The sequence below is a fragment of the Loktanella sp. R86503 genome (assembly GCF_042466455.1).
GTDB lineage: Bacteria > Pseudomonadota > Alphaproteobacteria > Rhodobacterales > Rhodobacteraceae > Loktanella.
The window spans coordinates 269,777-296,000 of sequence record NZ_JAXHCI010000002.1 but is presented as its reverse complement, the minus strand read 5'-3'; the positions used below and the strand labels follow the sequence as shown (position 1 = coordinate 296,000).

General features: G+C 57.1%; 23 protein-coding genes and 1 tRNA gene. 11 read left to right on the top strand and 13 right to left on the bottom strand.

All coding sequences use genetic code 11. The features are described from left to right. Positions 1–20: 20 nt before the first annotated feature. The 5 genes from gltB to SJY10_RS02405 form a co-directional block, all read right to left on the bottom strand. Positions 21–4,553, bottom strand: a complete 4,533-nt coding sequence (gltB, locus tag SJY10_RS02425; protein ID WP_386679453.1) for a glutamate synthase large subunit — start codon at positions 4,551–4,553, stop codon at positions 21–23. Further along, a complete protein-coding gene (locus tag SJY10_RS02420) occupies positions 4,540–5,265 on the bottom strand; it encodes a hypothetical protein (RefSeq protein ID WP_386679452.1) in 726 nt (241 codons plus the stop codon). Before SJY10_RS02420 ends, gltB begins: the two co-directional genes overlap by 14 nt. Then, on the bottom strand, positions 5,262–6,731 hold the full coding sequence (locus SJY10_RS02415; RefSeq protein WP_386679451.1) for an NAD(P)-dependent oxidoreductase: 1,470 nt from the start codon (positions 6,729–6,731) through the stop codon (positions 5,262–5,264). The genes SJY10_RS02420 and SJY10_RS02415 overlap by 4 nt, the downstream gene beginning before the upstream one ends. 153 nt (positions 6,732–6,884) lie before the next feature. Then, positions 6,885–7,691 (bottom strand): undecaprenyl-diphosphate phosphatase, encoded by an 807-nt coding sequence (locus SJY10_RS02410; RefSeq protein ID WP_386679450.1) that lies wholly within the window; start codon positions 7,689–7,691, stop codon positions 6,885–6,887. A 3-nt stretch (positions 7,692–7,694) separates the two neighbouring features. Then, a complete protein-coding gene (locus SJY10_RS02405) occupies positions 7,695–8,678 on the bottom strand; it encodes a complex I NDUFA9 subunit family protein (RefSeq protein ID WP_386679449.1) in 984 nt (327 codons plus the stop codon). Between the two features lie 155 nt (positions 8,679–8,833). On the opposite strand from SJY10_RS02405, the gene SJY10_RS02400 reads away from it, so the two are divergent. From SJY10_RS02400 to SJY10_RS02355, 10 genes are all read left to right on the top strand, one after another. After that, positions 8,834–8,919 (top strand) — tRNA-Leu (locus SJY10_RS02400). A 364-nt stretch (positions 8,920–9,283) separates the two neighbouring features. Continuing rightward, positions 9,284–10,387, top strand: coding sequence for a phosphatidylserine/phosphatidylglycerophosphate/cardiolipin synthase family protein (locus SJY10_RS02395; RefSeq protein WP_386679448.1), 1,104 nt, complete (start codon positions 9,284–9,286; stop codon positions 10,385–10,387). Further along, positions 10,384–11,097, top strand: coding sequence for an endonuclease/exonuclease/phosphatase family protein (locus SJY10_RS02390; protein ID WP_386679447.1), 714 nt, complete (start codon positions 10,384–10,386; stop codon positions 11,095–11,097). The genes SJY10_RS02395 and SJY10_RS02390 overlap by 4 nt, the downstream gene beginning before the upstream one ends. Before the next feature lie 101 nt (positions 11,098–11,198). After that, positions 11,199–11,810: a ribonuclease D gene (locus SJY10_RS02385; protein WP_386679446.1), complete on the top strand. Its 612-nt coding sequence runs from the start codon at positions 11,199–11,201 to the stop codon at positions 11,808–11,810. After that, positions 11,810–12,772 carry an SIS domain-containing protein gene (locus SJY10_RS02380; RefSeq protein ID WP_386679445.1) on the top strand — a complete coding sequence of 321 codons (963 nt, stop codon included), beginning with the start codon at positions 11,810–11,812 and terminating at the stop codon, positions 12,770–12,772. The genes SJY10_RS02385 and SJY10_RS02380 overlap by 1 nt, the downstream gene beginning before the upstream one ends. A 3-nt stretch (positions 12,773–12,775) precedes the next feature. Further along, the gene (locus SJY10_RS02375; RefSeq protein WP_386679444.1) at positions 12,776–13,393 is read left to right on the top strand and encodes a hypothetical protein; all 618 of its coding nucleotides are present in this window, start codon (positions 12,776–12,778) and stop codon (positions 13,391–13,393) included. Position 13,394: 1 nt separating this feature from the next. After that, positions 13,395–13,877 carry a lipopolysaccharide transport periplasmic protein LptA gene (lptA, locus tag SJY10_RS02370; protein WP_386679443.1) on the top strand — a complete coding sequence of 161 codons (483 nt, stop codon included), beginning with the start codon at positions 13,395–13,397 and terminating at the stop codon, positions 13,875–13,877. After that, entirely contained in the window at positions 13,877–14,629 is a 753-nt protein-coding gene (gene lptB / locus SJY10_RS02365) for an LPS export ABC transporter ATP-binding protein (RefSeq protein ID WP_386679442.1), read from the top strand. The genes lptA and lptB overlap by 1 nt, the downstream gene beginning before the upstream one ends. Before the next feature lie 215 nt (positions 14,630–14,844). Then, complete coding sequence (hpf, locus tag SJY10_RS02360; RefSeq protein ID WP_386679441.1) at positions 14,845–15,423, top strand: ribosome hibernation-promoting factor, HPF/YfiA family; 579 nt, start codon at positions 14,845–14,847, stop codon at positions 15,421–15,423. Between the two features lie 30 nt (positions 15,424–15,453). Further along, a complete protein-coding gene (locus SJY10_RS02355) occupies positions 15,454–15,918 on the top strand; it encodes a PTS sugar transporter subunit IIA (protein WP_386679440.1) in 465 nt (154 codons plus the stop codon). Here the strand turns inward: SJY10_RS02355 and SJY10_RS02350 are convergent. The 8 genes from SJY10_RS02350 to cysQ form a co-directional block, all read right to left on the bottom strand. Next, positions 15,915–17,348: a nodulation protein NodH gene (locus SJY10_RS02350; RefSeq protein WP_386679439.1), complete on the bottom strand. Its 1,434-nt coding sequence runs from the start codon at positions 17,346–17,348 to the stop codon at positions 15,915–15,917. The genes SJY10_RS02355 and SJY10_RS02350 overlap by 4 nt on opposite strands. Before the next feature lies 1 nt (position 17,349). Further along, entirely contained in the window at positions 17,350–19,047 is a 1,698-nt protein-coding gene (locus SJY10_RS02345) for a beta-1,6-N-acetylglucosaminyltransferase (protein ID WP_386679438.1), read from the bottom strand. Then, a complete protein-coding gene (locus SJY10_RS02340) occupies positions 19,044–20,054 on the bottom strand; it encodes a glycosyltransferase family 2 protein (protein WP_386679437.1) in 1,011 nt (336 codons plus the stop codon). Before SJY10_RS02340 ends, SJY10_RS02345 begins: the two co-directional genes overlap by 4 nt. A gap of 40 nt (positions 20,055–20,094) precedes the next feature. Further along, positions 20,095–21,282: a glycosyltransferase gene (locus SJY10_RS02335; protein ID WP_386679435.1), complete on the bottom strand. Its 1,188-nt coding sequence runs from the start codon at positions 21,280–21,282 to the stop codon at positions 20,095–20,097. A gap of 5 nt (positions 21,283–21,287) precedes the next feature. Next, on the bottom strand, positions 21,288–22,181 hold the full coding sequence (galU, locus tag SJY10_RS02330; RefSeq protein WP_386679434.1) for a UTP--glucose-1-phosphate uridylyltransferase GalU: 894 nt from the start codon (positions 22,179–22,181) through the stop codon (positions 21,288–21,290). Between the two features lie 79 nt (positions 22,182–22,260). After that, entirely contained in the window at positions 22,261–23,511 is a 1,251-nt protein-coding gene (locus SJY10_RS02325; protein WP_386679433.1) for a glycosyltransferase family 2 protein, read from the bottom strand. Position 23,512: 1 nt separating this feature from the next. Continuing rightward, positions 23,513–24,313, bottom strand: coding sequence for a 3-deoxy-manno-octulosonate cytidylyltransferase (locus SJY10_RS02320; RefSeq protein WP_386679432.1), 801 nt, complete (start codon positions 24,311–24,313; stop codon positions 23,513–23,515). After that, the gene (cysQ, locus tag SJY10_RS02315) at positions 24,313–25,113 is read right to left on the bottom strand and encodes a 3'(2'),5'-bisphosphate nucleotidase CysQ (protein WP_386684455.1); all 801 of its coding nucleotides are present in this window, start codon (positions 25,111–25,113) and stop codon (positions 24,313–24,315) included. Before cysQ ends, SJY10_RS02320 begins: the two co-directional genes overlap by 1 nt. A gap of 153 nt (positions 25,114–25,266) precedes the next feature. On the opposite strand from cysQ, the gene SJY10_RS02310 reads away from it, so the two are divergent. Continuing rightward, positions 25,267–26,088 (top strand): ABC transporter permease, encoded by an 822-nt coding sequence (locus SJY10_RS02310; RefSeq protein ID WP_386679430.1) that lies wholly within the window; start codon positions 25,267–25,269, stop codon positions 26,086–26,088. Positions 26,089–26,224 lie beyond the last annotated feature (136 nt).

Below are 26,224 nucleotides of genomic sequence, written 5' to 3'. Positions count from 1 at the left end.
CTGTTTACGCGCGACCTTAATTATTCGGCCGGGATCGCTTGCTCTTCATGGCTTAGCGGTGCCTTCAGGTGCACCAACATTTCCTTGGGGCAAACCTGCAAGAAGTTGCCTTTTTCGATATCCCAGTGCTGCAGGATATCCGTCGCCTTGCGGCTGCCTGTTTCAAGGGCGTGACGTTCGATCAGGGACTTCAGTTGCGTTTCCCAATGATCGACAGTGACCGGGCAGGTCACCAGCGTTTCAGGGTTGATCAACGCAGCAGAGGCACCATCCGGATCGTACAGATAAGCCATACCGCCGGTCATACCAGCACCGAAGTTCGCGCCGATGGACCCAAGGATCACCGCCACACCGCCGGTCATGTATTCGCACCCGTTGGTACCGCAACCCTCGATGACGACATGAGCACCGGAGTTGCGGACCGCGAAGCGTTCACCGGCGCGGCCAGCGGCAAACAGATAGCCTTTGGTTGCGCCATACAGAACGGTGTTACCGATGATCGTGTTCTCGGACGCGACCAGCGGGCTTTGCATTTGCGGACGCACTACGATGGTACCGCCAGACAAACCCTTGCCGACATAGTCGTTGGCATCGCCGCTGACTTCCAGCTTCAGGCCATGCACCGCGAAGGCACCCAGTGACTGCCCTGCGCTGCCGCGCAGTTTTACCGTCAGGTGATCATCCTGCAGGTCATTGTTCATGCCAAAGCGCTGAACAATATGGCTGGACGTGCGTGTGCCGATCGTCCGCAGTGTGTTTTGCACTGCATATTCCAGCTGCATCTTCTCGCCATCCTTCAGGAACCGCTCTGCGTCCTTAACGATATCGACATCCAGCGTATCCAGCACAGCGTTGCGTGGCTGGTTCCGGTCGTATTTGATCTTGGACGCGCCATCGACAGTGATCAACAGCGGGTTGAGGTCCAGATCGTCCAGGTGGGCAGAGCCACGCGACACCTGCGTCAGCAGGTCCGCCCGGCCAATCACCTCTTGAATCGAGCGTGCACCGATAGAGGCAAGGATTTCCCGCACTTCCGTCGCATAGAAGGTGATCAGGTTCACGACCTTGTCGGCATTGCCGACAAACTTCTCGCGCAGCGCCGGATCTTGGGTACACACACCGACCGGGCAGGTGTTCGACTGACACTGGCGCACCATGATGCAGCCCATCGCGATCAGGGCGGCGGTGCCGATGCCGTATTCTTCGGCCCCCATCATCGCGGCCATGACGATGTCACGACCTGTGCGCAGACCGCCATCCGTGCGCAGCGTGATCCGTTCGCGCAAATTGTTCATGGCCAGAACCTGATGCGCCTCTGTCAGGCCCATTTCCCATGGCAGACCTGCGTATTTGATGGAGGTCGCAGGGGATGCGCCTGTGCCGCCGTTGTGTCCGGAAATCAGGATGACGTCAGCCTTGGCCTTGGCCACACCAGCGGCAATCGTGCCGACACCGGACGATGCCACCAGTTTCACCGTAACCTTGCAGCGCGGGTTGATCTGCTTAAGGTCATAGATCAGCTGCGCAAGGTCTTCGATGGAATAGATGTCGTGGTGCGGCGGCGGCGAAATCAGCGTGACGCCTTTGGTCGAATGACGCAGACGGGCGATCAGGTCAGTGACCTTCATACCAGGCAGCTGACCACCCTCGCCGGGCTTTGCACCCTGAGCGACCTTAATTTCAAGCTCTTCGCAGGCGTTCAGGTATTCGGCGGTCACGCCGAACCGGCCAGAGGCAACCTGCTTGATCTTAGCGGACGGATTGTCGCCGTTCGCCTCTGGCAGGAAGTGTGCAGGATCTTCACCGCCCTCACCGGAGTCGGACTTTGCGCCGATGCGGTTCATCGCAACGTTCAGCGTCTTGTGCGCTTCTGGCGACAGCGCACCAAGGGACATGCCGGGCGTTACGAACCGCTTGCGGATAGCGGTGATGCTTTCGACTTCCTCGATCGGGATCGCTTTGCCCAGTGGCTTGATTGCCAGCAAATCGCGCAGATGGATCGGCGGGTTGGATTGCATCGCCTTGGAAAACTGCTGCCACATTGCGTAGGACGACTTGGCACAGGCCGCTTGCAGCATATGCATGGTCTGCGCTTCCCAAGCGTGCTTTTCACCCGACCGGCGCGCCTTGTAGAAGCCGCCGATGGGTAGAACCTGTTCGGTCTGACGCCAGCCGTGGGCGTGCACGGCTTCCAGCTTGGCCTGGATACCATTGATGCCGATACCGGAAATGCGGGACTGCATGCCGGGGAAATATTCGGCGACCATGGCGCGGGACAGGCCCACTGCCTCGAAATTCAGACCGCCACGATAGGACGACAGGACCGAGATGCCCATCTTTGACATGATCTTAAGCAGACCGGCGTCGATAGCGGCGCGGTAGCGGCCAACAGCTTCGGTCAGGGTGCCATCCACCAAGCCGCGGTTCACACGGTCGGCGATGCTGTCCTGCGCGAGATAAGCGTTCACTGTCGTCGCGCCGCAGCCGATCAGGACGGCAAAGTAATGCGGGTCGATACATTCGGCAGAGCGCACGTTGACAGAGCAGAACGTCCGCAGCCCGTTGCGGGTCAAACCGGAATGCACAGCGCTGGTTGCGAGGATCATCGGCATGGCAACGCGGGATTCGGACTGGTGCTGATCCGTCAGGACCAGATGGCCAGCGCCGGAACGGACCGCATCCTCTGCCTCTGATCGGATACGTTCGAGCGCCTGGGCCAACGCATGATCGCCAGGCTCAAAGGTACAATCAATGATCGAAACGGTTTCGCCAAAATGCTTCATCATCTCGTCGAATTCAGCGTTTGCGACAAAGGGGCTTTCCAGCACCAGAATCTCGGTCTGGCTGCTGTCCTCGTCCAGCACGTTTTTCAGGTTCCCGAACCGCGTTTTCAGCGACATGACCCGGCTTTCGCGCAGGCTGTCGATCGGCGGGTTCGTGACCTGAGAGAAGTTCTGCCGGAAGAAATGCGATAGCGGCCGGAAGGTCGTCGACAGCACGGCAGAGGGCGTATCGTCGCCCATGGACGCGATCATTTCCTTGCCATCCTCGGCCATTGGCGCAAGGACCTGCTCCAACTCTTCAATCGTGTAGCCGGCGGCCCGCTGTCGGCGGCGCAGGGTTTCGCCATCAAACAGCGCCCTTTCAGGCACGTTCTTGAGCAGGTCAGACAGCTCCACGACCTTTTCCACCCAGGCCCCAAAGGGCTGGGCGACGGCGAGCTTATTTTTCAGCTCTGTGTCGTGGTACAAACGCCCTTCGGCCATATCGACGGCAATCATCTGCCCCGGACCAAGCGCGCCCTTTTCGACGACCGTTGCTTCGTCCACGGGGACCATGCCAACTTCGGACCCTGCAACCAGCAGGCCATCACCGGTCACGACATAACGCAGCGGGCGCAGGCCGTTCCGGTCAAGACCGCCGCAAACCCAGCGACCATCGGTCATGGCAAGCGCAGCGGGGCCGTCCCACGGTTCCATGACCGCGTTACAGTAGCCGTACATATCCTGCCAGCTTTGCGGCATTTCGGCCTGCTGCTTGGACCACGCCTCTGGCACCATCATTGTCTTGGCCATCGGCGCATTCCGTCCAGCGCGCACCAGCACCTCGAACACAGAGTCCAGCGCGGCAGAGTCAGACGCTCCCGACGGGATGATCGGCTTGATATCGCCAGCCGCCTCGCCAAAGGCAGAAGACGCCATGCGGATTTCGTGGCTGCGCATCCAGTTGACGTTGCCCTTGAGCGTGTTGATCTCGCCGTTGTGGGCGAGCATGCGGAAGGGCTGAGCCAACGACCACTGCGGAAAGGTGTTGGTGGAATAACGCTGGTGATAAATGGCGAATGCGGATTCGAAACGTGCATCCAGAAGATCGGGATAGAATACAGCAACCTGTTCGGCCAGCATCATACCCTTGTAAATGATCGAACGCGTGGACAGCGAACAGATGTAAAAGCCAGCAACGCCAGCTGCGGTCACGGCTTTTTCGATGCGGCGGCGAATGATGTACAGCTCGCGCTCGAACTGTTCTTCGTCAATATCGCCGGTACAGCGGATCAGGATCTGTTCGATCTCTGGCCGCGTGGCGTTGGCTTTTTCGCCCAGCACTTCGTTGTTCACCGGCACATGGCGCCAGCCATAGATCCAGTGACCCATCCGCAGCACTTCGGCTTCTACGATGGTGCGGCAGCGTTCCTGCGCAGCAAAATCGGTGCGCGGTAAAAAGATCTGACCAACGGCGATACGCTCACCTTCGGCATGTTCGTGCCCGGTGCGGCGGATTTGGTCGTGAAAGAACGCCTGCGGGATCTGGACGTGGATACCCGCGCCGTCGCCGGTTTTGCCATCGGCGTCGACTGCACCGCGGTGCCAGATCGCCTTTAGCGCATTGATGCCCTTCTCGACAACGTCGCGCGATGCCTCGCCCTTGATCGAAACCACAAGACCAACACCGCAAGAGCTGTGTTCTTCTTCTTCGCGGTAAAGGCTATTTTCGGCCATCCACTTACGCTTGGCTTCGGTCGCGGCAACCCAATTTTCATCATAGGTGGTCATTGGAAATCTCCTTGGGTGTCAGGGCGGGGGCGGACGACAGGACCGCGCCGCAATCGAATTTCGGGTTGGCGGACAGGAAACCGGGCTCTCCTGGAAAGATGAACTGCACGGGGCGATCATCCGTATCGAAAGTTTCATCGGGCGCTGTGACCGTTGTCGTGCCACCGATAAAACTGCGCCATTTGGCGTTGACGAACTCATTACCGGCAGACGACCAAAGCTTTGTCCCGTCAGGACCGTAAGCAGTGATATTGTAATCGGTCTGCTGCAAGACGACGTCGTCAATTGTGACGGTGCGGCCCGTCAAACGGTCCTCTCCGACATAGCGTGTGGTGCCAATCTCTTCTGACTGGGTTTCAAAATCGTAGGTATCGACACCTTTGGCCAAAAGCTCTGACAGGGATGCGGGATCGGCGGGTGCCGCCTCCAGCTCTTCGCGGTGGTTGGTAAAGGGGTAATAGCTGCTAAGCCACTGCGCCTCTTCATCAGTGCTGCCGACAAAGGCCAACCCATTTTCGTCTAGGCTGACCCGCCGCTTGATACCGTCGGCGTCACCTTCGCATGTAAAATAGTGTTCGACCGCGCAGCTATGGCTTTGAATCGTGACAAAGGCATCGCAACCCTGCGGCAGAGCAAATGTGTCCGCGGCCAAGGCAGGGCCGCAGGTCAGGATCGCAAGAGCGACCGATGGGGACAGCGCCCCGCGCATCATTCTGCGGCCACCGCACCGGCCTGTGACAAATAATCCAGGATCGCAGCCGCGCAATCGCGGCCATCCTTGATTGCCCAGACCACAAGGCTTGCGCCGCGCACAATGTCGCCAGCTGCAAAAACGCCGTCTAAAGAGGTGCGACCCGTGGTGAAATCAGCCTTGACCGTTCCCCAACGGGTAACTTCCAAACCTTCAACACCCCAAAGCGTGGGCAAGTCTTCGGGTTCGAACCCGAGCGCCTTGACTACAAGGTCAGCCTCTTCAACGTAATGCGCACCGTCGATCAGTTCAGGACTTTGGCGGCCTGTCGCATCTGGCTGGCCAAGGCGCATCTTGTCTACAACAACGCCGCGCAGCGGGCCGCTGATAGCACGGTCGTCATTCAGATTGGCCGCATCGTCCACGAACATCTTGGGTGCGGACAGCCAGACAAATTCGACACCTTCCTCTTCGGCGTTTTGCACTTCACGCTGAGAGCCGGGCATGTTGTTGCGGTCGCGGCGATACAGGCACTTTACAGACGTCGCACCTTGACGGATCGCCGTGCGAACGCAGTCCATGGCCGTATCACCACCACCAATGACGACAACCTTCTTGCCGGCGGCATTCAGTTCGCCAGAATTGTATTCCGCAACGTCGTCGCCAAAGCTGACGCGGTTGGATGCGGTCAAATAGTCAATCGCCCGCACGATGCCGTCTGCCTCTGCACCGGGATTATCGAGGTCACGCGTCTTGTAGACGCCCGTTGCGATCAAGACGGCGTCGTGCTTGCCACGGATCGCATCAAACGACAGATCTTCGCCGACATTACAGTTCAGAACGAATTCGACGCCGCCATCCTCAAGCTGGGCCATCCGCTTCATGACCACATCTTTTTCCAGCTTGAAGCCGGGGATACCATAGGTCAGCAAACCGCCCCCGCGATCATAACGGTCATAAACCGTGACCTGAATACCCTGACGGCGCAGCATGTCAGCTGCGGCCAGCCCGCCCGGACCCGCGCCGATAATACCAACGGATTCTGTCCGCTCTGCATGCGGGCGGATCGGCTTCACCCAGCCTTCGTCGAAAGCAGTATCGGTAATGTATTTTTCGACTGCGCCGATGGTCACCGTGCCATGACCGGATTGTTCGATGACACAGTTGCCCTCGCACAGACGGTCCTGCGGGCAGATACGACCACAGATTTCCGGAAAGGTGTTGGTGGCCTGGCTGACTTCATAGGCTTCTTGCAAGCGGCCTTCGGCAGTCAGGCGAAGCCAGTCGGGGATGTTGTTATGCAGCGGGCAGTGGGACTGGCAGTAGGGCACACCGCACTGGCTGCAACGGCTAGCCTGCTCCTCCGCCTTGGCGGTGGCATATTCGCGATAGATTTCGCCGAAATCTTCGGTGCGGTCATCAGCAGACCGCTTTTCGGGCATATCCCGGCTGACGGTCGTGAACTTGAGCATCTTTTGGCCGGCCATAGTCTTCTCCATCCTCGCGTTAAGGAGGTTCTATGACGACCGGCAAAGAAAGAAAAGGCAGCCATGCTGACCTATATTGCGGAATTTTGCGGTCTTTCGACAAAACTACGCGATTTATCGCCAGCATTAGGTAAGCAAAACTTACCTAATGGCCTAATAACCCAAGGACAGGGCCACAAACGCGACCGTACCGACGATGATTCGCCACCAACCAAACAGGGCATATCCATGGCGACTTACGAAACCCAGCAACCACTTTACGACAAGAACAGCGCTGACGAAGGCACAGATCAGCCCCACCGCAATCTCGTTCACGGCTCCGGCGTCCAGAACATCACGGTTCTTGAAAATGTCATAAGCGAATGCGCCTGCCATGGTCGGCAAAGACAAAAAGAAGCTGAATTCTGCAGCGGCGCGCTTGCTTGCGCCAAGCATCAATGCCCCCACGATGGTCGCGCCGGACCTTGATACACCGGGGATCATGGCCAAGCACTGAATAAAGCCGATATAGATCGACATTTTGACGGGGAATTCGGTTGCGTCGTCATGGCGCGCCTTTGGGGCGATCTTATCGACGAACAGCAACACGACCCCGCCCAGCACAAGCATCACCGCAATCAGACGCGGCGTTTCAAACAGGACATTTTTGATAAAGTCATGCGCTAGGACCCCGATGAAAACCGCGGGAAGAAACGCAACCAGAACCGACAGGATGAAACGGCGCGCCGCCGGATCGTGCGGGGCATCTCGGAACACCTGCCACAGCTTACCAAAATAAATGGTCAACAAAGCCAGAACGGCACCCAGCTGAATCACAACCTCGAAGGTTTTGCCCGCACTTTCGAACCCCAGAAAGTGGCCAGCCAACAGCAGATGTCCCGTGGATGAAACAGGAATGAACTCTGTCAGCCCCTCGATCAAACCCAGAAATGCGGCGATGAGGGTTGTGTGCGATTCCATGACTTAAGACTGCTTCAGGTTTTTCGCGCTGTTCTTGATCTCGGCGTATTGGCCAGAGGGACGGAACCGCCACAGATAATCAGGCAGCACCGATACCATCGAACGCGGGGTCAGGCCAAGATCGGCAAAACCGCGAGCATCCCCCGCGACAACGTTGTCGACGGCCAGATTGCGCACCTGATCCGTGGTCAGCGGCGGCGTGAACAGGCCAAGTGACAGGGTTTTCGCCACCCCAAATCCAGCTGCCATCGCACGGGCAGCCGGGAACGGGATATTTGCGATGATCCGCTTGCGCTGAACAACCGTCAGCATTGTTTGCATCAGCTCGCGAAAGCTGGCGACGTCTGGCCCGCCAAGTTCGAAAACGCCGTGCTTGGACGAATCGTTCAGAACGGCCGCGACGGCTGCAGCGACGTCATCGACAAAAACAGGCTGGAATTTTGTATCTGCGCCAACAACGGGCAACACAGGTCCCATGCGAGACATGCCGGCAAAGCGATTGAAGAAGTCGTCTTCTGGTCCGAACACGATGGACGGGCGCAAGATGACTGCATCCGGCATATGTTCCAGCACCGCAGCTTCGCCTGCGGCCTTTGTGCGGGCGTATGCGCTATCAGCATCAGAATCTGCGCCAATTGCAGAAATCTGCACCATTTGCGCCACCCCTTCAGCGCGAGCGATCTGGGCAATACGGCCGGGCGCTTCGGCTTGAACGGCTTTGAAGGTGTTTTTGCCACTTTCCGCCAAAACGCCAACGCAATTTACCACGGCAGTGGCACCGCGCGTGACGGCACGCACGCTTTCGTCGTCGCGGATATTGCAAAATACAGGCTCTACCTGACCGACAGCACCATAGGTGCGCACGAACATCGCCTCGTTCGGGGTGCGACATGCGACACGAATGCGCCAGCCGTCCTTTGCCAGACGCCGCGCGATATACCGTCCGACAAAACCGGAACCGCCGAAAATAGTGACAAGCTTGGTCATTCAAAGCCTCTTTCGCTGCTAAACGCGGTTTAAACCCGCACCCCTCATCAGACAAGCCGAAACGCCTTATGCTTTGTTTTGAGGAATTATCGATTTGGTATAAAATTCGCGTTGACACTCCCTCGCCCTGCTCGTAAATCCCCCTCACGACACCTGCCCAGGTGGCGGAATGGTAGACGCGCTAGCTTCAGGTGCTAGTGTTCGCAAGGACGTGGAGGTTCGAGTCCTCTCCTGGGCACCAGTCGGAGCGCTTTGCTCAGCAAAGCAAATTTTCACCACCCCCCCTTGCAGCACTATCATCGATTGACCTGTCGACAGGCGTAACTTAGCCCTGATCGCAGGAGGATAATGTGCCGTTCAACTGGTTGGTCACCCACGCCGAAATAGTCCTGTTAAGCGCGCTTGTTTTGATTGCCGCGGCATTTTTGCTGCAGCAACGTAGATCGCCGCAATCAACGGCGGCATGGCTCTTGTTTCTTGTCTTTGCTCCCTACATCGCGGTTCCTGTTTTCGTGACACTCGGGGTCCGAAAGCGGCCACGCGGGACAGATTCCCTCAAGCTTCAGGATAACGGCGACGAAACACATGCATCAAAAGTAGACACGATGCTGCGCAGCTATCGCCTGCCCGGCGCATCTGACGGACACACCTTTAAACTATTGGACACACCGGGCACCGCGCGCGAATCCTTGTTTCGCATGATCACCGATGCCGAAGACCGCATTGATGCGCTGTTCTATATCGTCGCGAACGACAGCATCGGTCACGATTTCATTGCAGCCCTGACAACCAAGGCGCAACAAGGAGTCCGGGTGCGCCTGCTGGTCGATCGCCTTGGCAGCCTGAACGCGCCCAGCGCCGCAATGCGCAAATTTAAAGCGGCCGGCGGGCAGATGCGGTTCTTCTCTCCTTTGACCCAGGGGTTGATGCGGGGGCACCTGAATCTGCGCAACCATCGTAAGCTTATGATCGTTGATCAGAAGGATGTGTTTGCCGGCGGCATGAACGTTGGCGAGGAATACCTGAGCGAAGGGAACCACACCTGGGTTGATCTTGCTTTTGAACTGCGCGGACCGGCCATCACGTCCTTTTCTCAGCTTTTCGCCTCTGATTGGCAGGCTGCTGGCGGCGGCGGCGGCGATGATTTGCCCGCGCGGCCGCAACAGACTGATGGCAGCGCGTGTGTTCAACTGGTCCCGTCCGGCCCTGATTTGCGGCACGATGCGCTACATGATGTGCTGCTGAATGCGATACATTGCGCAGATCGTCGCGTTTGGATCGCGACCCCTTATTTCCTGCCGACTGATGGATTAAGCGAGGCGCTCAACGTTGCCGGCCGCCGCGGCGTCGATATTCGCCTTCTTTTGCCAAAAACGTCCAACCAGAAAATTGCTGACTTTGCCCGCGGGGCATATTTGCGCGATTTGCAGGCCGCCGGGTGCCAGATCCAGCTGTATACGCCCGGTATGATGCATGCGAAGGCTGGGATTATTGATAACACTGCATATGTCGGATCGAACAATATGGATGTGCGCAGTATGTTGCTGAACTTCGAAGACGCGCTTTTCGTGCATGATACCGATAGCGTGCAAGCCGTCGCAAACTGGTTCGAAAACCTTTTGCCAGATTGTGAGGTCGGAATTGCACAGGCCAGTTCCCTGCGGCGTATCGGTGAGGGACTATTCCGCGTCGGGGCCCCTATTTTATGACCGACCAGTCCGATTTGCTGCACGTTGTCAGTTACAATATCCGCAAGGCGATGGGCACCGACCGGCGCCGTGACCCGCATCGCATTCTGACAATCCTGCGAGAAACCGCGCCCGATATCGCAATTTTGCAAGAAGCAGACCTGCGTCTGGGCCAGCGACCAACCGCCCTGCCCCGTGACGCCATTGAGGATGCAGGATTTGTTCCTGCCGCCTTGGCAGAGAATACCGTCAGCCTGGGCTGGCACGGCAATGCCATTTTGATCCGGCCCGATTGGCCAGTGCTTTCCATCGACCGGATCGTCCTACCGGGGCTAGAGCCGCGTGGTGCCGTCGCTGCTGTCGTCGATTCGTCATTTGGGCCATTGCGTATTGTCGGTCTGCATCTGGGACTGCTGCGGCGTTCCAGACTTGGGCAGCAACATGCCGTTTTGGATTGGATGGCCGATCAGGTTGACCACCCCACGATCATTGCAGGCGATCTGAACGAATGGTCGGCGCGGCGCGGACTGGGGCCACTGACACGCAAATTTGGTTTACGCTCTCCAGGGCATTCCTTTCATGCGCGCTGGCGTCTTGCGCCCTTGGACCGGATCGGCATGTCGGATCACTTTGAAATGGACGATCTGGACATGATCGACACGGACCTAAGCCGCATGGCCTCTGACCACCTGCCGTTAAGCGCGAAAATCGCCATGCGCCGCAGGCCTTAGGCATCGCTATCAGTGCACCGGGCCGGCTTATCCCCGGTTAGGGCTTGAGCGGATGGCTCTGGGGGCCTATCTGATGGCAACCTTAGGCAGGCGGACCATTCATGGCCAATCATCTTTATCACGGCGATTTGCCCGATGGACTGGACCTTGGGCCCGTTGTCGCCATCGACTGCGAAACCATGGGGCTGATCCCGCGGCGGGATCGGTTATGCCTGATCCAGATGTCCAGCGGTGACGGCCATTGCCATCTGGTGCAGGTATCACCGGACATCGCGCCGGCACCAAATCTGTGCCGTATGCTGGCCGATCCCACTGTGACAAAGCTGTTTCATTACGGTCGCTTCGACATCGCTGCCTTGTTCAACGCTTACGGCGTGTTGTGCCAACCGGTGTGGTGCACAAAGATTGCGTCCAAGCTTGTCCGCACCTTCACGGACCGCCACGGCCTGCGAGAGTTGGTCCGCGAAATGGTCGGCACGGATATTTCGAAACAGCAACAGCAAAGCGATTGGGGCGCACCCGATCTAACCGAGGCACAGCTTGACTATGCCGCCTCTGACGTTTTGCACCTTCACAGACTGAAGGCAGAGCTGGAAAGCCGCCTTGCCCGCGAGGGACGTACAGCGCTCGCGCAATCCTGCTTTGATTTTCTGCCAACCCGCGCCCAGCTTGATCTGGCCGGGTGGGCCGACCCGGATGTGTTTGCCCATTGATGGAACAGAACAAAATTTTTTGCGACGCCGGTCGCCGCGTCATCGATGCCGAAGCTGCAGCACTTGCGGCGCTGGGTCTGTCCCTTGACGACAGCTTTGCTGCTGCGGTGCAAATGCTGCTGGACGTGCGCGGCCGTGTGATCCTGTCCGGCATGGGCAAATCCGGCCACATTGCCCGAAAAATTGCGGCAACATTTGCCAGCACCGGCACGCCAGCGCATTTCGTCCACCCCGCCGAGGCAAGTCATGGTGATCTGGGCATGCTGACGCCCGGCGACGTGGTAGTCGTTTTGTCCAATTCAGGCGAAACGCCAGAACTGGCCGATCTGGTCGCCTATACCCGCCGGTTTGGCATTTCCTTAATCGGCGTCGCCAGCCGACCAAACAGCACGCTTTTGAGCCAATCCGATATCGCCCTTGTTCTGCCGCAACTCGGCGAGGCATGCGGTACAGGCGTTGTGCCCACCATATCCACCACGATGACGCTGGCCTTGGGTGACGCGCTGGCTATTGCGCTAATGGAACACCGCAAATTCACACCTGAAAACTTTCGCGACGTGCACCCCGGTGGCAAGCTAGGAGCGCGGCTTTCGACTGTCGCGAACCTGATGCACACCGGTACCGAACTACCCGTTGTTGGTGCCGATACGCCGATGGGCGATGTTCTTTTGGTCATTTCGCAACGGGGATTTGGCGTCGCGGGCATTGTGGCTGACGATGGCACGCTTGCGGGTGTGATTACCGACGGCGACTTGCGCCGTCACATGCAAGGCCTGCTGGATCACACCGCAGGCGAAGTTATGACCCGCAATCCTACAACCGTGAAAAGCGGCGCGCTTGCAGAACGTGCCGTTGCGATCATGAACGAACGCAAAATCACCTGCCTTTTCGCTGTCGATGACGCAGACAAGGTTGCCGGGATTTTGCATATTCATGATTGCCTGCGCGCTGGTGTGGTCTGAACGATGGCAGCCGCCACGAACTTTCATTCGCAATTGGTGGGTTGGCTAAAAATACTGCTGCCATTGGCCGCGCTGATGCTGTTATCGACGCTGTTTTTGTTTGCCCGCAATACCGGCACCTCTTCTGAAATCCCCTTCGCAGAGATTGATGCAGCCGCAGCCGAACAGCGCATCGCTGCGCCGCGCTTTTCCGGACTGACAAACGCAGGTGACATTCTTTCAATCAGCGCAGAAGCGGCGCGCCCTGATACGAGCGGCGGAACAGATATCACGATTGACATGCCCCGCCTGTCGCTGGATGCCACCGACGGCACGACGTTGCGGATTACTGCTGGCACCGGACAGGTCGACACCTCGGCAAACACGGCCCACCTTGGCGGTCTTGCCAGGCTGGAAACATCGTCGGGCTACGTTATGGAAACAGCCGGCCTGCAGGCTGACTTGACGACTGGCACTGTCACCTCTGATGGCGCTCTTGAAATTCAAGCACCTTTTGGCCAGTTGAATGCCGGTCAGGTGACATTTGAAGCAGGCAACGACGGGGCCGGCCAACAGATGAATTTTACCAAAGGCGTAAAGCTGGTGTATACACCCGCAACCGCCGCACCAAAGGACGAATAACGTGACGCGATTTTTAGCCGCTCTGATTGCTTTGGTGTTTGCCGTTCCTGCGACGGCTCAGACAAATATCAACCTTGGCGGAATTGCGGCTGATCCGTCTGCGCCGGTCGAAGTCACCGCCGACAATTTGAACGTCGATCAGGATACCGGATCTGCGGTATTTAGCGGGAATGTCGTCATCGGTCAGGGCGAATTGCGCCTGTCGGCCCCGTCTGTGCAAGTCACCTATGCTGCCGAATCCGGGGATATTACGCGCCTGCAAGCGAACGGGGGCGTCACGTTTGCCACGGCAACGGAAGCAGCTGAGGCGCAAAGCGCGGACTACAATCTGTCCAGCGGCCTGCTGACCTTGAACGGCGATGTGCTGTTGACCCAGGGGCAAAGCGCCTTGTCCGCAGACAGCATGGTGCTGGACCTGAACGCTGGCACCGCGCAGATGAATGGCCGTGTGCGGACTGTGTTTCAGCAGGACGGCAACAACTGATGCCCCGCGACGTGCCTCGACCCTCTGGCGACGGACTGCGCGTTACAAACTTGCGCAAAAGCTACCGCAAGCGCCCTGTCATCCGTGATGTCAGCCTACACTTGGGTAAGGGTGAAGTCGTCGCTTTGCTTGGTCCGAACGGATCGGGCAAAACCACCTGCTTTTACCTGATCGCAGGCCTTATCACATTGGAAGGCGGTCAGGTCAGCGTCGATGGCGAAGACGTGACTACCCTGCCAATGTATCGCCGCGCGAACGTCGGCATCGGTTATTTGCCACAGGAAATGTCGATTTTTCGCGGCCTAACCGTCGAAGACAACATTAAGGCCGTTTTGGAAATCGCCGAACCCGACAAAAAGCGCCGACGCGAGAAGCTGGAAAAGCTGCTTTCGGAGTTTTCGATTGAACACCTGCGGCGAGCCCCCGCCGTTGCTCTGTCAGGGGGTGAGCGGCGGCGCGCCGAAATTGCGCGGTGTCTGGCCGCCGGACCAAAGTATGTCCTGCTTGACGAACCCTTTGCAGGGGTGGATCCGATCGCAGTTGCTGAAATCCGCAGCTTGGTTGCGGACTTGAAAAACCGCGGTATCGGTGTATTGATTACGGACCATAACGTGCAGGAAACGCTGCAAATTGTGGACCGGGCCTATATCTTGCATGACGGCAAAGTGCTTATGAGCGGCACCACGGATGAAGTCGTGCGTGACGAAAACGTGCAGCGCGTCTACCTCGGCTCCAGCTTTCGCGTGAATTGAGCAACCATTGACAGACGCTGCGTTGTGGCGCTGAATGTCAGGGATGATGCAAAAGATTTTCCATCGCTTTTCCACCGTAGCGCCTGCGCTGGGTGGAAACCTTAACCCTTTGGAAACCTTCGCGGCATCATCCTTTCAAACGCACAGCTTGGGAACTTTCGGCCGCCTGCGGCCTTGGTTCCTTGTGCGTTAATACCAGCAGAACAGGAGAGATCATGCGGTATCAGATCAGCGGAAAACAGATCGACATTGGCGCGGCCCTTCAGACCCACGTTGAAACTGAACTGGGCGAAACGCTGGCGAAGTATGCCGGTCGCCCGACCGAGGCTTACGTCGTCTTCTCCAAAACCGGGCACGAGTATGTGGCCGAATCCGTCGTTCATCTGTCGACCGGCCTGACGGTCCAGGCCTCTGGCAAGGATTCTGAGATATACGCTGCTTTTGATGCCTGCGCCGAGAAAATGGACAAACAGTTGCGCAGGTATAAGCGCAGACTGAAGGATCACCACCGCGATCGCCCTGACCCTGTTGAAGTTTCGGGCGGCGGGTCGTATATCCTCGCCGCAACGAAGGATGATAGCGACGAGGATGAGCAGTCCAGCGACGCACCGGTCATCGTCGCAGAGACAGAGGCAAAGATCCCCTCTCTTTCTGTTGGTGAAGCTGTGATGCAGATGGAACTGTCCCATGCGAACGTCATGGTCTTTCGAAACGAAAAGCAGGGCCGCATCAATGTGGTCTACAAGCGTGAAGATGGTAATATCGGCTGGATCGATCCGCACGACGCGGGCTGAACAGCCGGATCCGCACCAAGGGGCGAATTGATGCAACTGGCTGACATCCTGCAACAAGGTGCCGTCAAGGTGTTGGGCGGTTGTACCAGCAAAAAACGCCTTTTTCACGATCTCGGCGCGATGGCGGAACAGTCATATCATATGTCATCCACCGAGGTGATCGACGCCTTGATTGAACGCGAAGGTTTAGGCCCGACCGGCGTGGGACACGGCATCGCCCTGCCCCACGCACGCCTGGCCGATGTTGATCGTGTGCGGGGACTTTTCCTGCGTCTGGAAAAGCCGCTGAACTTTGATTCCGTTGATCGCCAGCCTGTCGATTTGGTTTTTGCCTTGCTGGCACCGGAAGAGGCAGGCGTTGAACACCTGCGTGCACTGGCTTTGGTGTCGCGCACCATGCGCAATCCGGAAGTCTGCGCCAAGCTGCGTGCTAACAGCGATCCTGCCACCCTTTATGCAATCTTGACCGAAAATCAGGCGACGCAGGCGGCTTAGCGCCAATCGCGAAAGCCGAACGCCTCGTAATCGCGGGCATAGGCATCGCGCGCGGCTGTTTCCACTACATCATCATAGATCGCAGCCAAACGGGCGGCATGGGGGTCTGTCAGCTCGGGTAAGTCAGGCATGCTGGTGCGGCCGATCTGCCCGGCCAGCCGCGCCATGTCAGCCCGCAGGCTATCTTCACGAGCAATCAAATCAGGAACGCCAAACTCCGCCATGCCCTGTAAAAGTGACTGTTGCGACGCCCAGGCCGCATCGGTCCGCACAGCCGTTTGTGCGGACAGATTGCTGCGCAGGAATTTCAGGAAAGCCAGAAACGCCTTGCGATGAGCCTGCATATTATAGACGACATCCGTTTCAGGCACCGCACCGCCATCGGGCACTTCTACTCCGTGAACCTTGCGCAGGGTCGCCCGAATTTCGCCAAAGCTTCCCGGTCCGTTTGATACAATTCGTTCGCAAAATGCCGTATGCGCCCAGACAACCGGATGACGCACGACAGAAAACTTGCGATGACCGGGATGGGCGCGCAGCCAATCCCGCAGGCTTTTCTGGCTGAAGCCGGTTTTTAAACCCTGGACAGTTGCTTCATCTACCGCAGCCAGCCAGTCCTGTACGACCGTATTCGGTCCGGACTTTAATGGCATATAAAGTAGCGGGCTGTGCGGCGCGGCGATGTAAGCCGGAATCATCGGCCCACGACGAGGTTCAAAATTCGGCGTGCGCGTCAGATTGAAACGATCCATGCGAGCCAAGGCACTTTCCATGTGTGCAAAGTTTGCAACCTTGTTGGCCATGGGGTCAGGGTTTTGCTTTTTAAGTGTCTTGTTCAGCGATGCAATCTGGCTGTCGACGCCAAGCCAGCGCACCATACCATTCATGACCTCGACGTCTTGCAAGTCTTCGTAAGCGACATAAAACGCCGTTTGACCGCTACGCTGCAGACTATTCAGGATACGTGTTTGAAAAGCTTGCAAAGCCGCGAGGTGTGTTTCGAATTCAGTGCCGTCAAAATCGATCTGCTGCGTCTTTGCGTGGGTGACATTCGTTAGTTTCCACTGCCCAGTCGCGGTGGCAATTTTCCAGCTAACGAAGCTGTCAACGGGATTGCGGGTCAGCACGATCTTAGCGCACCGGGGATCGGTCAGCGCGATATCCAGGACGCGTGAGTCGTGATCGTTGAAAAATCGAAAGCCATTCAGCCCGTCCGCGTTTTTAACCCGCTCAATAAGTGCCTGCGGGTTGGACTCCCGTTCGCCCTGCGTCATTCCCAAAACTTCAGGCGTATTCGGGAATCCGATGAAATGAGGATTGAACGCCTCACCCAGACAGGTGATGCCATCGAATGTGTTTAAATTGGCTTCCAGAAAATTAGAGCCGGTGCGCATTTCAGCGAAAACGACGAAGTAATCGAATTTTGACACGTTATTTCACCAAATAGGGTTTGCGCGCCTTTGGCGCTTGATGAAGCGGGGCGGAATCGACTGGAAAGTCACCCATAAGGTAAGGGTGCATTCCTTGGTTCTTTAGGTTTTGCAAAAACTGTCCAAAGCCGGACAGGTCATGCATCCGCGGTGCTTCGGCAATCAGGCGGGTTTTTTCACCGGTCATTTCATCAATGACTAGCTGCAGGGCCTCCATCGGCGACTCGATGAAATCGGCCATCGTCCAGATGTGAATGCGGGCCTTTGCCCAAGGCGAACGCAGTGCCGCCAAATGTTCGTTTTCAACGCGCTGTAGCAACGCAGCTTCGTGCCTAAGATCAGCGAAATCGCGATTGGATTGGAAAAGCGGCACCGCCCAGCTTCCGGAAATGACGCTGATCTGCGCATTCGGATCCTTTGCGATCATCCAGCTTATACTCTGCACATCCGATGGACCAAATTGAAAGGCCTGACGTTCGCCCCGTGTATTCCAAATCAAGTTGGTCAAAAACATTTGGGGATTGTGGTCACGCAATTCAGGCGCATCAGACAGTGCGCCATTGAAAAACTTTTGCCGCCCATCGAACTGCACACGGTCGCGTGCGTAAAGGTGCCCGTGTACGCGCGCGCCGGTCATCCGCGCCAGCCACGGCTCAAAGTTTTCGAACAGCTGGCTAAAGCCGCCAAAGACGGAATAGGGCGCTGATGTCATACCGTTTTCCCAATCCCGATTGGGCCAGCGGCTTTGCATATAAAGGCCTGGGCGCCCTTTGGTGCGCCGTTCGACTGCCTTTGAAAAGATGCGGTCAATTTTGCCAGGATTCGGCTCTGCACCTTTCATGGTAGCCGCATCTTCAACAAGAAACGCTTGATAAAGAAGATCCGCACGCGGCCAGATTTTTCGGGCGACAAAACAGTCGGACCGCCGAAGCAGTTGCAAATGGTCGTCGTAGAAAATATGTGGCTTGCCCTGAAAATCGAACTTTGACAGCGTCAAAGATCGGCTTTCAATGTTAGCAGAATATAGGCGCGCAAGAGTCTGAAAATAGCTTTCATCAGGAATCCAGACCCTGGAAAAATATTTATCATAAAGCGGCCGATCCGGGTCCTGAAGAATTGCGGACAAAGTCTGCCGTGTCAGACACCACCATTGCGACCCCATATGAGGCACGATTCCTTCTGGAATTTTGCGCCGAAACCGAAAGCGACGTTGAAGTGCAACATAGCGATCGAAAAGGTATCTGTTCTTTCGCCAAGAAAATGGAAATCGCAGCGTAAATCGTTCACGGTCAAGCCCGCCGACCGTCCACGGCACATCTGATGTTGTCGCGCTTTCGATAAAGTCGGTACGCGGACGACTGTCGAGGTACCGGCGCAATTCGCGCACCGGCCGCAGCGGCATGCACGATCCAGAGGCTAAAAATACGTGGCGTACTTTTGGAAAAGACCGCAACATGACTTCTGACGCGGACTGCGTGCCAGCGACAATCCCCCACGTACCCCATTCACAGCGATGCCGTCGACTGAACTTGACCTGATCCAGATCAGCAAGTGCCGCCTTGAATTGTTCGAACTTATCGTCCGGCACAGTCTGGTCGACATGGATAACCACAGGGCAGCCGCCGTCGACCCAATGCCTAGCCAACTGTTCGGCTCGGTCAAAAGCCGTGTGCACCAACATGACGACGCCAACAGTCATGCCCAGTTTCCTTTAGACATGATCCCAAGAATTTCGAGCTGGCGCCAGTTGATATAACGTTCGCTCCACTTGCACCACAAATCGGGGTTTTCGTCGCCCGAGGCTGCATAGGCGCGATATTCGTGGCTATTGGCATAGTGTTGCCCGCGCTCCATCTCCTCCTTCGCCTTTTCGTTAAAGTTCGACAGGAATTTTGTGTGCAGCAATGCGCCACTGGCCTTTTCGCCGCCCCATTCGTCATACACCAGATTAAGCCCGCGCGGCAGCAGCATATGGGTACTGCTGACATAGGCGTATCGTTTATCCCATTTCACCAATGGGATCTTGTTCAAAGCGGGCGCGCGGGCAGGCTCTGTCGGGAAAAAGGTGCGGGCACGCGGGCCACCTTGAATCCAGAGATTTCCAAACTTTGGATTGCGTTGAATATTGTAGTTTCCACTATCAAACCATTCGGCGACCTGTAGCGGGTCGGCTCCCCGGCGATAGGGCACATCATTGATGCGCCCTTTGGGATACATGTCCAATAGCATCGCGCCGAAAGACTTGATCGACGATGCATCCAGCCAATCGGTCAAAGCTCGCAGAGGTCGCGTATCGCAGAATGGGTATACCAGCAATTCATCCGGATCGACGACCAGGGTCCAATGACCGTGGCCATATTTGCGCTGCAACCAATTCAGCCAATCAACGCCAAAGCGCGCGCGCTTATAGCTGGCCTGCGCATGAAACAGGGTGACATCGGGCTGGTCTTTTAAAAACGCGGCACCGCCATCCGTGCTATCATTATCGACCATGATGAAATGGTTGACGCCTAGCCCGCGATAATACTGGATAAAATGAGGAAGCCGCAGGTCCTCATTGCGAAAGGTCGAAAAGACGAGAATATCGTCAGGTTTGATCTGTGCGGTCCGGTCCACCACAGCTTTCAGTTCGCGCCGCTTACGAATGGCGCGCACCAACCAGCGTTGACGCTGCACCCGTAGCCGGTAGGACCGTAAAATGCCCACGCATTTTCCTAACTGTCATTGCAGCTTGCGTCGGTCGTTATCAGGCTTCGCCTAATACCTTCCTAAAATGTGCGGACCACGTCGGGGGTGACAACCTGCCAGCGCGGTCCTGCGGCGCTGTCTGCAGGAACCTCGAAATTTCTTTTGTCCATGAATAGCGGTCTTGTGCATCCACGTAAACGGCCCAGTCGCCCAGCAATTCGCGGCAAGGTGGCAAATCGGCACATAAAACGGGAACCCCGAGCGCCGCCGCCTCGATCGGAGGCAATCCGAACCCTTCAGAAAGCGATGGAAACAGCAAGCCTTGCGCACCAAGCAAAAGGGCCGCGATTGCGCCGTCTGGCAAGTCTGGCACTTCCCTGACATGGGAGACCCCTGCGTCAAGGCGATCAAAGACTTCCTTGTTAAGCCAGCCACGCCGCCCGCAGATCAGCAGTTCTGGGGCACCAGGCCCCCAATCATCCCAGATATCCAGAAGCAGCGCATGGTTCTTGCGCGGCTCTATCGTGCCAAGAACGACGAAATAGGGGCGCAGCGGCATCACGACAAGAGGGATATCTTCTGGCACGGGTGTGGAAGGCTCCACCCCAAGATGTGCGACTATCACGGGTGGCACTGAACCTAATGCAGCCAGATGGCGGCGCACATCCAAAGCACACGCAGCCGAACTACAAATGATGCGGTCCGCAAATTTTCCCGCAACGATCAACTTTGATCTGAAATCAGCCACTGTCGCGGGCCGTTGCAGATCAGGCCAATCCAGCGGGATTGTATCGTGGATCAAGACCGCAATTTCCGCACCCTGCCGGGATTTTATCGCACGACAGACCGGCCGCACCAGATTGCTGTGACCCACATTGAAATAGGTGAACGGCACCGGAACGTGCTTTAACAAACGCTTCAACTTCGCCCGCCGGGCACGCGCGACGGCATGGCGACGGACAAAGCTTTGTCCAAGGCGGGCCGCGTCCGACAACCGCCGGTTCATGCGCGACAGCAAATCCGGTTTCGAAAACTTGCGGGATTTATAAGCTTCCCCCAGCGCAATAAGCCCGGCCCGGTCAAGCAGTACGAATCCAAGAGCGGTACGGCACAACCCGAAAACGGGCACATCCGCATCCTGCGTAAAAGCCTGAAGATAAGCCAGTTCGACGCGGTCAACGCCGGTCGCAACCAGACCAGCCCGAGAGGCGAGTCTGGTTACATCAAGAAGCCGCGCGTTGGTCACAGACCTTATTTTGCAGCCGCGCGCCGGGCCAACAGATCCTGCAGATAGTCGGCAAATTCGTCGCTCAGCTCTGGTCGATCCAATGCAAAGGCTACGGTCGCCTGCAAATAGCCAGCCTTGGACCCACAATCGTAACGTTGGCCGTCAAACTTATAGCCAAACACGTCGCGATCCTGTGTAATTTCCATCGCGATTGCATCGGTCAATTGCACTTCACCGCCTGCGCCGCGGTCAATCTTGTTCAGGTTCTGCAGCACCTTTGGCGTCAGAATGTAACGGCCAATAACGGCCAGATTCGACGGGGCTGTGCCGGCGGCGGGCTTTTCGACCATGCCTTTTGCCTTGACGATGGGACCGTTTACCGATTCCACATCAAGCACGCCATAGGACGATGTCCGTTCGGGCGCGACCTCCATTGCGGCAACCATAGAGCCGCCCGTTTCCTCGTAGGCTTCGACCATTTGCTGCAGGCATGATTTTTCGCCGGCAATCACATCGTCGGGCAGCATGACGGCAAAGGGCTCGTTTCCGATCAGACGACGCGCACACCAGACGGCATGACCAAGACCCATCGCCTTATGTTGGCGGATGTAGGCAATTGCGCCGCTGTCCATATTGGTTGATTTCAGAATATCGAGCAGTTCAGTTTTGCCCGCCTTGCGCAGTGTGTGTTCAAGATCGGGCGCATGATCAAAGTAGTCCTCAAGCGCGTTCTTGCCCCGTGCCGTCACAAAGATAAATTCCGTAATGCCGGCGGCGCGCGCTTCATCAATGGCGTATTGGATCAATGGGCGATCCACCAGCGTCATGATTTCTTTCGGGACAGCCTTTGTTGCCGGCAGGAAACGCGTTCCCAATCCAGCGACCGGAAATACGGCTTTGGTGACTTTGCTACGCATGCGTTTCCTCGATCATAAAATTCGTGGCGTTCAATTTGCGCCGTCCTACGCCTTGTTTGTGACTAAACCAAGTCATCAGTTATCGAATTCCAAGAAGGTTGTTGTAATCCGCCGATTGTGGGTCACGCAGTGCCGTGATCTTTTTCGCCTCGTGGTCAGACCGCCGCTGCGCCCGCCACGGTGACCACCATGAATCAGTTCTGTCGGATTTACCAAACTGCCCGCCAGTCTGGATCCAAACGCCTGATTCGTCAAAATAACGCCGATGGAAAAGGCCTGTCGGTGACATCAGATAAAGGGAAACGATCTGCCCGCTGTCGACGGCACCTTTCGCAGCCGACATCGCCTCCGCCTTGCGCCAAGATCGGGCGAATACCTTCTTATGTGTCCGGCGCCGCGTATCAAAGGCCAGGAATGGAGGCGGCGTGGAAAAGCGCGGATGCTGACAAAGGTCCCGTTTCAGCCCATCCGCCCAACCGGCATCAAAGGTTTGCAGCAAACGCCTTACATCGCCTGGCATCAGACGACCGGCGACCATATGCGACAGAAGCCGTCGGCGCTGTGCGGCGCGGGGAACATGCGGGGTGGGATGAGGCGTACCGCCATGTTTGCGAAGGAAAACAGCAAGGCTGGCCCCGATTTGAAACAACGTGCGCGGAACGCGATCTTTGCTGCGTCGAACGCTGGGGGCGAAGCCGTGATGGACCTGCGCCATGGGGACAATCGCGGTCACCGCAGACCTTTGGGCCAGACGCAGGTTGATATCCGTTTCGTCCAGATAAAAGGCAAAAGCCTCGTCAAAACCGCCCATTCCGATCAAGGTGGCGCGGCGAATGGCCATATTCGTGCCTTCGGTTTTCACAGCACGGCCCGGCCCTGCGGTCATCAGCGTCGGACGAGCGCCATCAACCTGAATTGACGTGGTTTCAGCATCGCCAAAGGCGAGGCGGGCGCGCCACTGAAAGTCGATTCCATTACGCCCCCGGACAAAACCGCCGGCCGCCATGACGGTTTCACTGGCAAAGGGCGCAGTCAGATATGACAGCCATGTCGGTTCCGGCACAGCATCATCATCGATGAAGGCGACGATATCCCCCGCAGCCAATGCAAGCCCCGCATTGCGTGCAACCGATATATTCGGCACATCGCAACGCGCTGCCTTGATCCGGTCACCCAAGCCGGTTTGCGCCATCGCAGGCCAAGAGGCGCTGTCGGCGACAACAATGACCTCGCACTTGGGGTGATCAATTTGGGACAGGCCAAGCAGACAACGGCGCAAAGCGTCAGGGCGGCCGTTGCTGACAACGATCACACTGACGCTATGCTGCACGTCAGTCTGCCCCCATCTCTTTCAACATCGCCTCGATACGCGGAACGTCTTCGGGATTGTTCAATTCCCAAAACTGGCGGCCCTTTGCATCGACTTCGACACACAGAACAGGGCGGGCCTGTTCCAGAAAGCGAAGCTGCTCTAGCCCCTCTAGGGTTTCAAGCGGACCGATGGGCCACGTACCATAAGAGCGAAGCGCATCAGGGCGGTAAGCGTAGACGCCAACATGATGAAAAACGGGCGTATCCGCATCGTCGGCATAGGTTTGCCCAGTATAGGGGATGACCTCTTTCGAGAAATAAAGCGCATTCATGGTTGCGCCGAACACGGCTGTCGTGCCGCCAACCCGGCCCGCGCGGCGGTCTTCCAGAAAGCCGTTAAGTGCGCGACCTTCGGTACGAAGCACAGGCGTTGCCACATCCACATCAGGCCGCGCCTGAAGGCCTGCGACCAGATCGCTGATAAACCACGCAGGTGTCAGTGGCGCGTCGCCTTGCAGGTTGACCACGATGTCGTAGCTTTCGTCCATCGCGGCGATTGCAGCGGCGCATCGCTCTGTCCCGTTGCGGCAGGACTCTGGCGTCATGACAACCTCTGCGCCGAATGCCTCTGCGGCCTGCTTGATCCGGTCATCATCGGTGGCAACAACGACACGGTCGACGCCGTCCACCTGCATCGCCGCATCCCAACTGCGGCGGATCAACGATTTCGCAACGCCGTCAGCACCACGCAGATCGACAAGCGGCTTGCCCGGATACCGGGTAGAGGCATAGCGGGCGGGGATTACAATTAGAACCGCCATCAGGATTTCAGCAACGTGACGCCGGGGGCATGGGCAATGAAATACGGGTTCGCATAGCCGTCTTTGCCATACATCAGCGGCTTATGGTTGTCGAAACGCACAACCTCTCCACCAGCACCTGTCAGCACGGCATGGCCTGCGGCGGTGTCCCATTCCATCGTGCGCCCGAGGCGCGGATAGATATCGGCCTCACCCGTCGCGATCAGGCAGAATTTCAGGGATGAGCCTGCGCTTTTCATGTCTTTGACCAGATACAGGTCGATGTAGTCGTCGGTTGCCTGATCGCGGTGTGATTTGGACGCGACAACCATAAGCGCATTATTGTCAGGGTTGGTTGTAACAGACATCGGCTCGACTTCGCCAACCGTATCTTTTGCAAAAGGGCCGGTCTCCTCGACCGATTGGCCAGAGGCATCAGTATAGAACAGGCGCCCCTTGGCAGGGGCATAGACCACGCCACGCACCGGCACGCCGTCAACGACGTAGGCGATGTTTACGGTGAAATCGCCCCGGCGCTTGATGAATTCCTTGGTGCCATCCAGTGGGTCCACGATAAGGAACGTGCTGGCCTGCACTTTATGGGACGCGGCCTGTTCTTCTGTCACAAGCGCCACATCGGGAAAAGCTTCACGCAGGCCGGCGCTGATGATCGCATCCGCAGCTTCGTCCGCTGCCGTGACGGGGCTTGCGTCGCTTTTGGTACGTACATCGAAGTCGGGCGAATTATAGATTTCCATGATCTTATCGCCCGCTTCCAGCGACAATCGCCGCATCACATCGGACAGCTTGTTAAAATCCATGGTCACATTTTCTCCGTATTTGCGGGGCACACAGTGAATTGATTGAAAACTTGCCCTTTTCGCTCTTATGCTGCGGCATAAAGCGAACGGCAAGAAATTCATGGCATCAGACATGCAGCGCCGATGCGTATCGAATGAAAAAGGCAACGTCAGATGTTTCAGGTGCAGGCCCCAAAATCGCGTACGCGCTCTGCCTTGGGGATGGCTGATCTGATATACCACAGCGCCGTACGCGATATCCGTAAAAACCATCGTAACCCCCTTGTCGGGCTGATCTTGAATATCTTTCAGTCGGTCCTGATGATTGCATCGTTCTATGCGATGTTCTGGCTACTTGGCATGCGCGGTTCGGCTGTGCGCGGCGACTACCTGCTTTACATCATGTCCGGCATTTTTCTTTACATGACGCACACCAAAGCGATGAGCGCGGTCGTCGCATCAGAGGGGCCGGCATCCCCCATGATGAATCACGCACCGATGACGACGGCGATTTCGATCTCTGCCGCAGCTCTTTCATCGCTTTACTTGCAGTTTCTTTCGATTGTTGTCGTCCTGTTCATCTACCATGTCGCCTACAAACCGGTCGAAATCGACAATCCGATCGGCGCGCTAGAAATGATGATGATCGCTTGGTTTTCCGGTGTGGCCGTGGGAACGATCTTTTTGTCGATCAAGCCATGGGCCCCGGAATTTACCCGCATCGGCAGTTCGGTTTATGGCCGCGTCAACATGATCGCATCGGGCAAGATGTTTCTGGCCAATACCCTGCCTGCATCGATGCTGGCGATTTTCGACTGGAACCCCTTGTTTCACTGCATCGACCAGATCCGCGGCGACATTTTTTTGAATTATAACCCACACTTCAGCTCTCCTACCTATCCGGTCTATGTGGCAATTGTTCTGCTGATGCTTGGACTGCTTGGCGAATTCTATACACGCCGCCGCGCATCAATCAGCTGGAACGCTTCGCGCTAGGCTTTGGCCGCCGCCGCCGCCCCGTACCACGCTGCCCGTACCACGCTGCCCGCCCTGCCCGATTGAGCCAAAAATTGGCAAGCTGTATGGTCACCCCCTGTTGCAGGGGCCAAAACGCCTCCCTATATACGCCAGA